Here is a 14,298-nt window from a genome sequence, read left to right on the forward strand (position 1 = left end):
AATATTATGAATAAAATATAGTTATAATATAATTTAATAAAATAATAAACGTAGACGACATAACCACTGTTGAAGTAGTAGCAACACCAACACCTCTTGCACCTCCACTACAATGATAACCACTATAACACCCAGTCAATGATATTATAAGTCCAAATGATAATGCTTTTATTAATCCCAAAGTTATATCTTCCATATGTACAAAACTGGCTACTCCTCTGAGATATACATCATAACTATAACCTAAATTTAAGAATCCAACTATATATCCACCATAAATTCCTATTATATCTGCACATAAAATTAATATAGGCATAGCAATAATTGATGCAATAATGCGTGTAGCTCCTAAATATTTAAGTGGATGAGTATCAAGAGTAACTAATGCATCTATTTGTTCAGTAATTCGCATTGTGCCTATCTCTGCAGCAATAGCCGCACCTACTCTGCCTGCTATAATTAATCCTATTAGAACAGGTCCTAATTCTCGTACAATTGCAATTGCAACTATTCCTGCCATAAATTCACCTGATACTGTCTTTGAACTAATTAAAGTATTCTGCAACATTATAGCACCACCTGTAAATACTGATGTTATTCCAACTATAGGTAGTGAAAAAAAACAAGTTTCTACCAATTGCTTGAACATAATATATAAGTAATATGGTGGAATAAAGCAGTGATATATTGACTCTATTAGAAAAATAAAAGCATGTCCAATACGTATAAGAAATTTTATGAAAAATCTACCGATAAGAATAACCATAAAGAATGTTATATTAAAACTATTACAACATTTCATTATGAACTCCTAAACTTAGCTAAAAGTATAAATTTTAAATTGACTTTAAGGTTTTAACAACATTCAACATATTAGCAGCATTAAATAAAGTTGATCCCACAATTAAAATATTTGCACCTGCTTCTACCACACTTTTATAATTTTCAACAGTTATTCCTCCATCAACAGCAATTTTTGTATTTAACGATAGTTTTTCTATCATATTACGAATTTTCTCTATTTTTTCTAACTGTGAACAAAGGAATTTTTGTCCTCCAAATCCAGGATTAACAGACATGACCAGCACTAAATCTATATCAGCAATAATGTACTCTAACATAGAATAATGTGAAGTGGGCACCAAAGATATACCAACACGTTTCCCATAACTTTTAATTTTCTGAATTACATTATATAAATGAATCTCCGATTCAGCATGAACTGTAATAATATCCGAACCAGCATTTACAAATTCCTCTATATAATTAGAGGGAGAATTGATCATTAGGTGTACATCAAATAAAAGATTGGTATATTTTCTAATTGATGAAATTACAGCAGGCCCTATTGTAATATTTGATACAAAGTTTCCATCCATAACATCTATATGAATATAATCAACTCCAGCTTCCGTTACTAACTTTATTGATTGACCTAAGTTAGCAAAATCAGCAGATAAAATAGATGCCGCTACTTTTACATGTGATTCAGCATTTGAACTTGAATGCAAGTTTCCCAAAAAGCTATCTTTTTTTACTAACAAAATTATTAATAATAAACAAGTTATAAACTCCTACAGTATAAACAACAATGCTTATATATTCAAACAATATAAAAAAATTATTTTGAATTAACAGTTGGATTTAATACAAATATAATATCAGCATAAGTTTCTTAATTACATTTAATAACAATCAGTAAAAACTATTTCCTGTTCCTGGTACACATAATATGCTTCTCTCATTATTTTACTCTATTATTCCTAACAGTAATATTTTGCAAATTAAGGTAAGTTGACATCAAGAAAAAAAATGATCTTTTTTACGTTTAATATATCTCAGACACACATAAAGAATTAGTTTTTAAATATTTCAGCAATATTTGTTAGACAATCTTAACTCTATTTACAGAAAATTTTTTTAATATATCTGCATTTGTAATGTAAATACTTAAACATAGTTTATTGCTTTACAAACATTTACTTTATTAAATAGCATTGTAACTAGCTGTTTTATAAAAGCTAAATTAAAATTTTTAACTATTAATTAGTATAATTCCTGTTCTAATATTTTTATAAATTGTAAATTTCTTTTGATAATTTACACAAGATTTAGCATTAACTAAAACTCTCTACTATTATGCAAAATATTAATAAATGGCTTTTCAAAATGTGTATAATTTATTTCAAGTAATTTTCTAATACCTTTGACATAGCAAAAATAAAGTTTGTATATTTTTTCTATAAAACGTTGAATAATAGATTACAAGCAGCATCTATTATATTAAAAATTATATGTTATTAATTACATAATAATTTTTTTTCATTCATCACCACAAAAATCTATCTATAGCAATACAAATTATTGAAATTGTGTAAATAAATAATCATTTAACTACGTATATATATTTACAACAAATATGACTTACAATAAAAAATACACAACTCATAATTTTAGCATTCAAAAAGTAAATGTGTCATATTATTTATAACTGTTCAAAACATATTGAATTTATTACCAAGAAGATTTTCGTTTTACAAATCCAGCTTTTTCATATCTGCCCAATTGTTTCCAATACTAATATCCAACTTCAACGGAACCGATAACACCACCACAGTTTCCATTACTTCTTTTGTTAATCTTGCGACTTCATCAACATATAAATCTGGCACTTCTATTAATAATTCATCATGCACTTGTAATAATATCCTTCCTGTTGTCGTTTTGAGTTTATCAAATAAATGAATCATTGCTCTTTTTATAATATCTGCAGCTGTCCCTTGTAAAGGGGCATTAACCGCCGCTCTTTCAGCAAATCCTCTAATAATATAATTACTACTATTAATATCTCTGATAAAACATTTTCTACCAAAAATTGTTTTTGTATATCCATAAGTTCTAGCATAATTTTTTATTTCTTCTATATAAGTTTTTATTTCTGGATAATAACTAAAATATTGATTTATATACAAAGCTGCTTCTTCTTTAGTAATTTTAAGTTGCCTAGCCAATCCAGAAGATTTCATACCATAAATTATTCCAAAATTAATAGATTTTGCTTTTCTTCTAAGATTTTTATCTAATTGATCTGTATTAAAAATTTGCCGTGCTGTAATAAGATGTATATCTTCATTGTGAAAAAAAGCATTTTTAAATGCCTTAACATTGCCAATATGAGCCATTATTCTTAATTCTATTTGAGAATAATCAGCAGAAATAATTTTATGTCCTTCTCTTGCAATAAATGCTCTTCTAATTTCATTACCTTCTTCACTTCTCACAGGAATATTTTGCAAGTTAGGATTACTTGAGCTAATTCTCCCTGTAATAGTGGATATCATAGAAAAAAAAGTATGTACTCTCCCTGTACTACCTCGTACTTCTCTTAAGAGTACATCAACATAAGTATTTTTAAGTTTTGTAAAATGCCTCCATCGCAATACCTTTTCAGCAATTTCAACTCCATTTATGGAAAATTCTTCTAACACATCTGCATTTGTGCTGTAAATACCTGAACGCAGTTTTTTTGCCTTACCAATATTCATTTTATCAAACAATACATTGCCTAGCTGCTTTGGAGAAGCTAAGTTAAAATTTTCACCTGCTAATTGATATATTTCTTGTTCCAATATTTTTATGGATTGTAAAAAATTTTTTGACAATCTATGTAAAACTTCAGCATTAACCAAAACTCCAATTTGCTGCATATTATGCAAAATATTAATCAATGGCTTTTCAAAACGTTCATATATAGTACATAACTTATTTGTAAGTAACTTTTTCTTTAATACCTTATGTAATAATAATAAAGTTTGTGATGATAAGTTTGTATATTCTTTGTTAAGATTATAATACACTATATTTCGCAAACTATGGTCATGATTTCCAGCATCTATACTATAAGACATTATCATAATGTCATCAAATGGCTTAATATTATGAAATATTTTTAACAGGTGTTTTGCATCGTAAACTACTTTTAATACAGAATCAAGCATAAGAATAGGAGCAATAATATTTAAAGCATTCTCAACATTATCACTATCTATACAAAATAAATTATTCTCATTATAAGATACAGTAATATTTCGTATAGTACCATTTTCAATATCTACATAAATAGCAAGTATTCCTTCACTTTTACAAATATCAATAAAATTTTCGAATTGATCGCTACAATAGCGCTGCATTATAACACTATCACGTACAGAAAAATCAATATGAATTTGAAAACACTTCGCAATTTTATGAGTTAAAGCTTTTAACTCATATTTTTCCAAAAAAGGCATTAATCTTTTAATATCTGGTTGTTTTACAGCATATTTCTCTATATCACCACTTAAATCAACATCATAACATAAAGACACTAATTGCCTAGATAAAATTGCTTGATCATAATATTGTATTAATGCTTCTCTACACTTGTTTTGCTCAATTTCATTCACATTGACAATAATGTTATCCAAAGACCCAAATTTATTAAGTAATTTTGCAGCTGTTTTCACCCCAATACCAGGAACCCCTGGTATATTATCTGACGCATCTCCTGTTAATGCTAGTAAATCTAATAATTGATTTGATGCAACACCAAATTTTTCATACACATATTCTTCAGATAAATATTTACTTTTAATAGGATCAAAAATTGTAGTATTCTCACCTAAAAGCTGCAACATATCTTTATCTGATGTGACAACATTCACATGCATATCTTTAGCAACGTACTTTTTACTCAAAGTCGCAATAATATCATCAGCTTCATAATTTTTTACTTCTTCATGCGCTATATTTAGCACATCAACTGCTTCTCTCACAAGAGAGAATTGTTGTATTAAGTCATCGGGTAGTGCGGGACGATTAATCTTATATTTCGGATATATTGTATGACGAAAATTTTTACATCCGGTATCAAATACCACAACCAAATAATCTGCTGTATATAAACTAAGATATTTAATTAAAATATTGATAAATCCGTACATACCTCCAATTGGCAGACCATATGAAGTACGAAAATTAGGCAAAACATAATATGCACGAAAAAGAAATCCATAAGCATCAATAATAGTAAAATTTTGTTGCATAATACTAATATTAAAAATATATCACTAATGCTAACAATTATTGAATATCAAGTCACATTAATTAATCAACTAAACCATAATTTTTAATTTTATAATGCTTTTATAATAATTTAATATTAGAAATTCTTTAATAATATAATGCTATAGTAAGTATTTTCATGTAGGTGTATCTATGTCAAATACTAACGATGTTATTAAGGCTAAAACTAATAGCAAATCCAATATAAAATCTACTTCTGGCAAATCTTCAACAAGATCACGTACTAGGACGAAAGTTACTGCTAAAAATAATAATTTAGATAATGAAATAAAAAATGTCACTAAAAGTCAAGATAACATAATAGATAATAAGGATCCTCATATTAACGAAAAATTGTATGACTCTAATAATCACACTGTTATGAATTCACATAGCAATAATTTTTTCAAAGACTTATGGGATTCTGTAAAAAGTTATTTTGCACAATAAAGCTATGAATTTTAGAGCAACTTTTATGCTTTGCATTTCTAGTTTATTTTAACTATCGAAATATTTTATTACAATTCATAAAAAGTTGTTTTACACTAAAAAAACTATTGTATTATTGTTGACATCTTCTTTGCTTTATGCAAAATTGTAAACTATAAGTTGGCCGCGTCAAAAACATTTATAAAGGGGTAAATGTGAAAGATTTGCAGAGAAAGCAACAAAAAATTAAAAATTACTTCTTGTTACTTTTGCTGCTATTAATGGTTATTATGCTGTTTTTTACTTCCATAATAAAAATAAAAATTTAGTCTCTATTATTAATAAGCATATGGATAAAAAAAAAAGAACACGCTCTTTTATCGATCTACATCTATGTAGCAACGATGAATTAAGAACTATTTTAAATTATGGTATTGATATTAAAAAAAATCCCAATAAATATTATAACCACCTTACGGGAAAAAGCATAGCTCTAATATTTTGCCAGCCTTCAACTCGCACAAAAGTATCATTTGAAGTAGGTATTAATCAATTAGGTGCACATTATACTAGCCTTAAAGAATCAGATATGCAATTATCAAGAGGTGAATCTGTACGCGATACTGCAAAAGTATTATCAAGATATGTTGACCTTATAATTTTAAGAGCAACACAGCATTCTTTTTTACTTGAATTTAATCAACACAGCAGCATTCCTGTTATTAATGGATTAACACAATATAGTCATCCATGTCAAATATTAGCTGATATCATGACATATGAAGAAAAAAAGAAAAGATCCATTACTAACAGCGTTGTAAGCTGGATAGGAGATAATAACAACGTATTAAATACTTGGATACATGCATCTACTGTATTACAATTTAAGTTAAAAATTTCAACACCACATTACTCTACAGATCTTGATCATAAAATAAAGCTAGCTAAGATTACTGGTGCTAATATTGAATACAAAAATAACCCCAAAGATATAATTCATGATGCAGATATTATAACAACAGATGCATGGTATTCTATGGGATCAAATCATGATACTAATCAATTAATGTCACAATTCTCAAACTATCAAGTTAATAGTAATTTAATAGCTAATGCAAAGCCTGATTATATATTTTTACATTGTCTTCCAGCACATATCAATCAAGAAGTAACAGATGATATTATAAATGGCCCAAATTCATACGTATTTGATGAAGCAGAGAATAGATTACACATACAAAAAGCTATAATGTTATGGTGTTTAGGATTAATATAAAGTAACCAAAAATGCTAAATAAAAACCCTGAGCTTTATATACAGAAATTAAAATTAATAAATTTTCGTAACTATTTAAATACTACATTAGAAACCTCTCAGCAACCAGTTGTACTAATAGGTGATAACGGTGTAGGCAAAACTAATGTGTTAGAATCAATATCCTTACTATCAAAAGGAAGAGGATTTAAAAATGTACGCATGGATATCATGCAAAACCATAATACACAAAGTCCTTTAAGTATCAATTATCAAATTAACAGAAATAATGAATTATTTTCCATCAATATTACAAATTTTAATAATAAACGTCACTTATTAATTGATAATAAAATACAAAGCTATTTTACTGTTCATAGCATAGCCTGTATCATATGGCTAATACCACAATTAGATCATATTTTTTTAAAATCTCCTAGTGAAAGATTAAAATTCTTTGATAGAATAGTACACATTTTTGATATGAATTACGCTTCATATATAATACAATACGAAAAAGCACGTCGTGAAAGAAGTAAAGTTTTACACATGTCACCTCAAGATAATAATTGGTTATTTAGCTTAGAAAATATTATTGCAATTAATGGTATAAATATAGCTAAAGTAAGATTAAAAGTATTAAAAATTTTACAAAAAATCCTTGCTGAAAATAAAATATCATCTGCTTTTTTAAAATCATCTATTAATATACATAGTCAAATTTTTGAAATTTTAGATCAAGAATTTGATAATGCAATTGAAATATATAAAGAACGTTTAAAAGAAAATCGAAAAAAAGATCTAATGCAAAATTGTGTAAGTTTTGGAGTACATAATGACAACTTTCAAGTATTACATTCAGCAAAAAATTTAATAGCTAATAATTGTTCAACAGGGGAACAAAAAATTCTTTTACTATCGCTAATTTTATCAGCAGTTATTGCAAAATATGAAATATATGGCCAATCCTGTATTATTTTATTGGATGATATTATGTCACACTTAGACGCAACCTATAGGAATAATTTACTACTCACTATATTAGACATGGGTTGTCAAACTTGGATAACCGATATTAATATACAAAATTTTATAGATTACAAAAAATATTTTCAATTCTTTTATATATCAAATAACAATATCAGACACCAACACTAATATAATAGTAATCAGGTATAATTTTTGAAATTATGTGTTTTTATATAGAATTTTCCTCTAAGTAATCACGTATCTTTTGCAAATCTTCCCATGCAAGACGTTTCTGCATTGGTTGGCGTAATAAATAAGCAGGATGAAATATAACGGCTGTAGTTATAGAATGTTCTAAAAATTGATTTGTATATGTATGAAATTTAGTTCTAAGTTTTGATATAGTATTCTGACTATCAAGTAATGCATAACAAGCTGTACTTCCAACCAATATTAACATTTTTGGCGATATAAGTGCTATATGTTTTTCTACAAATGGCTTACACATACTTATTTCACAATCTGACGGCCTTCTATTACCAGGAGGTCGCCAAAAAACTGTATTACTAATATAAACCTTCTCGCGATCAAGATTAATAGCACTTAACATTTTATCAAGTAATTTACCACTTACACCACAAAAAGGTTTACCTTCCATATCTTCATTTGCACCTGGCGCTTCCCCTATTAACATCACTTTTGCACAAGGGTTACCATCAGAAAATACAGTATTTGTAGCAAATTTTTTAATCGCACATCCATCAAATGAATTTACTATTTGCTTAAGATCATCAAGACTTTTACAGTTTGCAGCTAATCTATTTGCAATATTTATCCAGTCTATATTTTCTTGTAGTGTTATACTATTGTCATCTTGTAGTGTTATACTATTGTCAAGTTGTACACCAGTATTTTGTGGAATTTCTGTTATATCATCATCTAAAATATTGTCTATCCCACTATCATGATAAAATTTTAATACTTCTAGTAATTCTTCACTCATAAAAACATCCTTCCCTTTTAAAAACAGTAATCCTGTAGCAAATAATACATTAATCTATAACTAAAATTTTTTTATCTTTTTCACTTTTTTTATTAAAAAATCACGTTTTATTTTTGAAAGATATCTAAAAAAAACAATACCATTTAAATGGTCTATTTCATGTTCAAAACATCTAGCTAACCATCCTTGAGCTTTGATAATCTTTTCTCTGCCATTATAATCCATGTATTTAACTACAATACATTGAGGTCTAGTTACTTCTTCAGATTGCTCAGGAACAGACAAACAACCCTCTTGCATTGATACCATTTCTTTAGAAACTTCTAAAATTTGCGGATTAATAATACAAAATGGCCCACCAACAGAATCATATCCGTCTATACTATTTTCTATTATATTATATTGTTGAGGTATATCCGCAACAAACACACGTTTATGTACTCCTACTTGTACTGCTGCAAGTCCAAATCCTTTTGCAAAATACATAGTTTCAAACATATCATCAACAAGTTTTTTTATTTCACTATTAATCTCAGTAACAACTTCAGAACACAAAAATAACCTTTTATCAGGAACTGTTATTATAGGTAAAATAGACATTTATTTCTCTCATGTATACACAAATTAACATTTTTCTTAAAAATTAATATAACATTGCCCACATTAATAAATAATTTTTTTATGTAAATATACTTAAGTTATCTTACAAAAAAAAATTATATATTGACAAAATCAGCATTTTCCTACTAGCTTTCATATAGGTAATTAAGCTAGTTGCGTTATTATATAGTATTACTATTCCATTATGTATTCATATTTACCATTAAAATTATAATGATATTTTACATTTTATCAACAATCTGGGCAATACTATACTCAATAATTATCCTACCACTTTTCATATTTATGCCATTATCCATAAGAATTAAATGCGCAGTATTTGGAACACATGTATTGTTATATTTATGTGATGTAATTGATGGTATAACATATGAAATAAAAGGGAAGGAACATCTACCTATGCAACCATATATTGTAGCTTCTGAGCACCAATCTCCCTTAGAAACCTTAATATTATTTACGGTATTTAAAAATGCAGTATATGTATTAAAAAAAGAGGTAATAATACTGCCAATCTTTAATATTTTCTTTATACTACTCAAAATGATTTTTATTGATCGCAGCAAAAAGTTACAAGCTTTAAAAAAAATGTTAAAATTATCTAAACTTAGATTTGATGAAGGAAGAACAATAATTATATTCCCTCAAGGATCAAGAACAACCATCAATAAGAAAGCACAATATAAATCAGGAGTAGCAGCATTATATAGTTCATTATCAGTACCAGTAGTACCAATTGCTTTAAATACAGGCTTATTTTGGCCAAGAAGTTTAGTATCCTTCAAAAAAAAGCCTGGTAAAGCCATAATAAAAATCTTACCACCCATTAACCCTGGCCTTAGTAAACAAGAATTTCTACAACAACTTAAAAAAAATCTTTCAGAAGCAAGTTACACTTTATGTAATGAACAACAATAATTGCATTATATATAATAAGAACTTTATATCACAATTTAAATATTAACAATGTTATGTTATATAGCTAAATGCAAAGACACTGCTATAACAACTTATAACATTTTTATAAGTAAGTTACACTCTATGTAGTAAATAACAGTCATTAAATTTACATGCTAAAAACTTCTACCGCAATTTCAATATTAGTTATGTTATATAGTGAATAACAGTAAATCATACTTGCATTTTTGTGAATTCATTATACAATTAACAAATGATACTATATAAGGTGTAAAATTTACATGGCAAATCATTTAAGTGCTAAGAAGATGATAAGGGTAATTAAAAAGCGTACCTTGGTTAATCGTGCACGTAAAAGTAAAGCACGTAACTCTGTAAAAAAGTTTTTGCTTATGTTAAAATCATGTAATCAAGACATAAATATGGTGATACAGGCATTTAGAGAAGCAGAATCTAATCTTCATAAATGTGCCAATAAAAAAGTAATACATAAAAATGCTGCTGCGCGTAAAATTAGTTCATTAGCTGCAAAATTAAAGGCTTTTGATCTTAAAAGTAGTACTGTATAGTAAATATAGTAAAAGTTATTAACTTTTTACAATAGTGTACTCTATATTCAATAAAATTTTTTTGTTATGGTAAAAGACACTGCTTTTCTAATATTTTTTGCTATTTACAATGTTATAAAGAATATTAGATAGTACTCATAGTTATAAACAGCTGCCTTTTGGATAGATAGTTGATATATTCCTGTCAATAAAGCTGTTTGGTTACTTTTTTATTTAATTATTATAAACGTTTATAATTCTTATGCTGCTGTACAGCAAACAAAATGCTATCCATTAAACAACATTCCTATCTTAACCCATATTTCTCTCTTACAAAATTTTCGATAACATATAATACTTAATTTACTATCCTTAATGATGCATTCATTATATTATAATTTTGCATTTTCATCAGCAAAATATCTTATGGCTCCATCTATTCCTTTTTCTTTTATAATATAATTAATCATTGATCTTTGATGCATAGCAATACTTATCATATTATTAATTTTTATATCATCAATATACAATGTATCATCATAACTAACAGTAAAAACTACAATTATAAAATCATCTACATTATTTTGATTAACTAACCTAGCTTTAACCAAATAGCTATTTGTAGTGTGCTCTTTAACTAAAAAGACACTCATATTATAACTAGCATGTATATATAACTGTTTAACATACATACGTACAATGTATTTACCATACTCATGCATAAACTTTTCTTTTTGTTCTAAAGAAGAATTTTTCCAATAAATACCCATAACAAACTTTGTAATATTTTGAATATTTAAAGATTTATGCATAATATCCTGTAACATAGCATATGCACTTGTTTTATTTTTTTCTTGTTTTACAATTTTAGAAGAAATATAATGCAGCTCTTCAATAAAATTACCAACTTGTTGACAATTACTGCACACACTTTCATCAGCATGAATACTACTACATATTAAAGCCAACATAAATACTGGCGCCAAACAAGATCTATAATTGATAAACATTGTATACTTTTCTAAATTTTAAACCAAATGCAAGTTTATCAGTTAAATACTTATTTAGTATTAAAAATTATATAGTATTGTAAGCACCTTTGAGGTTATCAAATTTTTTTGTCTCTACCTTTCATATAAAAAAACTTCAACATCACATCAACAAAAAAACTATTGCATCATAATATCATCTGCACACTTACCATACTCTATTTCTACTGTTGCATGAGCAATATTAAATTCCTCATTAAGTAGTTTCTTTATAGATAATAAAATGCTCGTATAATCTACACAATTATTAATTAAGGCGTCATTAACCTTAACGTGTACTGTCATAACTATATGTTCATTAGTCAAAGACCACACATGTATATGGTGTACATCTATAACACCTACAATCTTGTTACAAATTACACTTTTAATTTTATTAGCTTCAACATTTTCTGGAGTTCCTTCAAGTAATATATGTAAAGAATCTTTTATAATTTTATATGCACTATATAATATTAAAATACTTACAATTACTGATAATAATGGGTCAACTATCTGCCATTTACTAATCATAATAACAATTGCAGATATAATTGCTGCAATAGACCCTAACAAATCTCCCAATATATGTAATATCGCACTTCTCATATTTAAGTTACTCTCATTTTTCTGATACAAAATAAGAAATGCTACAATATTTGAACATAACCCTAAAATTGCTACCACTAGCATAATCCGCCAATTAATTTCAACTGGTTCTATAAAACGTTTAATTGACTCTACAATAATTAACATTGCTATGGCAAAAAGTATTAATCCATTAACAAAAGCTGCAATTACTTGAAATCTATGATACCCATAAGACCTATAAGGATCTGATTTTTTGACTGCAATTTTATGTGCTAACAAACTAAATACTAATGCAATAAAATCCATAAACATATGGCTCGCATCAGAAAGCAATGCAACAGAATTTGAAACTATCCCTCCTACAACTTCTATTATCATAGCAATTGCAATAATAACAATTGCATAAACTAACCTATATATATATACCGAAGGCTTGCCATTATGAACCGATGACATAAAATATTACCTCTATTTATGGTGGGTGATACTGGACTTGAACCAGTGACCTCTTACATGTCAAGCAAACGCTCTAGCCAACTGAGCTAATCACCCACTATTTTATCATAAGTAATCATATAAAAAAGTCAATCTTGCTCTATGGCCAATTTTATGGCACAAAAAACAAAAAATATACTTACAGGTATTAAAGAAATTACTATAACACCTAACAGCATAGTATAATCGTCGTACACTTTATTTTTAAGATTGTAAAATAAAAGATTAAAATATATTAGAATTGGAATTATAATTGGTAAAATTAGAATTTGTGCAATTGTTGTTCCACCACTTTTACCCAATATTAATGCATGACCTATAGATGAAATAAAACTCACTACTAGTAAACTCATACTCAGGGCAATACCTAAACTCACAACAGTATACAGATCATCACCTAATATACAAAAATCTATTAGCATAGATACTATGCTAATAGGAATTCCTATACATACCCAATAAGAAAAAATTTTTAAAAAAACTATAATTTCTGGGATGTAACCTTGCATTAAAACTTGTTCTAATATGCCATTAGAATAGTCATTCTCAAAAATATTATGTATTGAAATCTGCATAATAAAAACACTACAAATCCATAGAAGTACAGGCAATACTTTTACAATAATTTCACGATTTATCGTAAATAAAGATATACTTATCATTAGTATAAAAAGTGCAATTACGTATAAAAAATTACCATTTCCATCTATCATTAATTCTACTTCTCGTTTAAATATGCTACTATAGGACATTTAATGTACATCGTTATAATGAATAACATTTTATATCATAATCATACACCAATTATTAATCAACTATCTTTAAATTTATTTCTAGTTGTAGAACAAAGGAGAAAGACGTAATGTCAAACAAAAGTCATACATTACAAAGTGATCTCTATGATGAAGATGAACATTATATGGATCATAAACAACTAGAATATTTTCGAGAAAAATTAGTAAAGTGGCGTGATTCTTTACAAAAAGAATCCGAAGAAAAAACTAATGAAATATTACAAGCCCAAATTGACTCTGATTTAACTGATATGGCAACAAAAGAGTATGCTACTCATATCACTTTGCAGACATATAATCGCAATGATATATTAACCAATGAAATTAATAAAGCGCTACAAAGAATTAACGATGGTATATATGGATATTGCGAAGAAACAGGAGAAAAAATTGGCATAGCTAGACTCGAAGCTAATCCCATAACCCTTTATTGTATTGAAGAACAGGAAAGAAGAGAAAAACAACAAAGATTGTACAATAATATTGATGAAGATGACAGTAAGTTATTTTAAAACTTACTGTTTTTTTCAATAAATATTATATGA

The 14,298-nt window shown here is 27.1% G+C and carries 14 protein-coding genes and 1 tRNA gene; 6 read left to right on the forward strand and 9 right to left on the reverse strand.

Annotation, left to right across the window (positions count from 1 at the left end; translation table 11 throughout):
• Positions 1-4: 4 nt before the first annotated feature.
• From HL033_RS01875 to polA, 3 genes are all read right to left on the reverse strand, one after another.
• Positions 5-766, reverse strand: a complete 762-nt coding sequence (locus HL033_RS01875) for an MlaE family ABC transporter permease (protein WP_246575335.1) — start codon at positions 764-766, stop codon at positions 5-7.
• 70 nt (positions 767-836) lie between these two features.
• Positions 837-1,544 carry a ribulose-phosphate 3-epimerase gene (rpe, locus tag HL033_RS01880; RefSeq protein WP_410522104.1) on the reverse strand — a complete coding sequence of 236 codons (708 nt, stop codon included), beginning with the start codon at positions 1,542-1,544 and terminating at the stop codon, positions 837-839.
• Between the two features lie 990 nt (positions 1,545-2,534).
• Positions 2,535-5,084, reverse strand: a complete 2,550-nt coding sequence (gene polA, locus HL033_RS01885; protein ID WP_218194394.1) for a DNA polymerase I — start codon at positions 5,082-5,084, stop codon at positions 2,535-2,537.
• Between the two features lie 172 nt (positions 5,085-5,256).
• Here polA and HL033_RS01890 point away from each other — a divergent pair, with 172 nt between their 5' ends.
• The 3 genes from HL033_RS01890 (at position 5,257) to recF (ending at position 7,944) form a co-directional block, all read left to right on the forward strand.
• On the forward strand, positions 5,257-5,553 hold the full coding sequence (locus HL033_RS01890; RefSeq protein WP_218194395.1) for a hypothetical protein: 297 nt from the start codon (positions 5,257-5,259) through the stop codon (positions 5,551-5,553).
• A gap of 328 nt (positions 5,554-5,881) precedes the next feature.
• Positions 5,882-6,808, forward strand: a complete 927-nt coding sequence (argF, locus tag HL033_RS01895; RefSeq protein ID WP_218194396.1) for an ornithine carbamoyltransferase — start codon at positions 5,882-5,884, stop codon at positions 6,806-6,808.
• Between the two features lie 11 nt (positions 6,809-6,819).
• Positions 6,820-7,944, forward strand: a complete 1,125-nt coding sequence (gene recF, locus HL033_RS01900) for a DNA replication/repair protein RecF (RefSeq protein WP_218194397.1) — start codon at positions 6,820-6,822, stop codon at positions 7,942-7,944.
• 40 nt (positions 7,945-7,984) lie between these two features.
• On the opposite strand, the gene HL033_RS01905 is transcribed toward recF, so the two are convergent.
• Positions 7,985-8,758, reverse strand: coding sequence for a uracil-DNA glycosylase (locus HL033_RS01905; protein WP_218194398.1), 774 nt, complete (start codon positions 8,756-8,758; stop codon positions 7,985-7,987).
• A 60-nt stretch (positions 8,759-8,818) separates the two neighbouring features.
• Complete coding sequence (gene def / locus HL033_RS01910) at positions 8,819-9,358, reverse strand: peptide deformylase (RefSeq protein WP_218194399.1); 540 nt, start codon at positions 9,356-9,358, stop codon at positions 8,819-8,821.
• A 306-nt stretch (positions 9,359-9,664) separates the two neighbouring features.
• Between def and HL033_RS01915 the strand changes: the two genes are divergently transcribed.
• Positions 9,665-10,297: a lysophospholipid acyltransferase family protein gene (locus tag HL033_RS01915; protein WP_410522105.1), complete on the forward strand. Its 633-nt coding sequence runs from the start codon at positions 9,665-9,667 to the stop codon at positions 10,295-10,297.
• A gap of 281 nt (positions 10,298-10,578) precedes the next feature.
• Positions 10,579-10,866, forward strand: a complete 288-nt coding sequence (rpsT, locus tag HL033_RS01920) for a 30S ribosomal protein S20 (RefSeq protein WP_218194401.1) — start codon at positions 10,579-10,581, stop codon at positions 10,864-10,866.
• Between the two features lie 371 nt (positions 10,867-11,237).
• On the opposite strand, the gene HL033_RS01925 is transcribed toward rpsT, so the two are convergent.
• The 4 genes from HL033_RS01925 to HL033_RS01940 form a co-directional block, all read right to left on the reverse strand.
• Entirely contained in the window at positions 11,238-11,855 is a 618-nt protein-coding gene (locus tag HL033_RS01925; RefSeq protein WP_218194402.1) for a Tgt2/MlaC family protein, read from the reverse strand.
• A gap of 159 nt (positions 11,856-12,014) precedes the next feature.
• Entirely contained in the window at positions 12,015-12,920 is a 906-nt protein-coding gene (locus tag HL033_RS01930; RefSeq protein WP_218194403.1) for a cation diffusion facilitator family transporter, read from the reverse strand.
• Between the two features lie 19 nt (positions 12,921-12,939).
• Positions 12,940-13,016: transfer RNA gene (locus tag HL033_RS01935), tRNA-Val, on the reverse strand.
• A 32-nt stretch (positions 13,017-13,048) separates the two neighbouring features.
• Positions 13,049-13,711: a heme exporter protein CcmB gene (locus HL033_RS01940; RefSeq protein ID WP_218194404.1), complete on the reverse strand. Its 663-nt coding sequence runs from the start codon at positions 13,709-13,711 to the stop codon at positions 13,049-13,051.
• A gap of 110 nt (positions 13,712-13,821) precedes the next feature.
• On the opposite strand from HL033_RS01940, the gene HL033_RS01945 reads away from it, so the two are divergent.
• Positions 13,822-14,265, forward strand: a complete 444-nt coding sequence (locus HL033_RS01945) for a TraR/DksA family transcriptional regulator (RefSeq protein WP_218194405.1) — start codon at positions 13,822-13,824, stop codon at positions 14,263-14,265.
• Positions 14,266-14,298: the final 33 nt, after the last annotated feature.

Source organism: Neoehrlichia mikurensis, from assembly GCF_019186785.1.
Taxonomy (GTDB): Bacteria; Pseudomonadota; Alphaproteobacteria; order Rickettsiales; family Anaplasmataceae; genus Neoehrlichia; species Neoehrlichia mikurensis.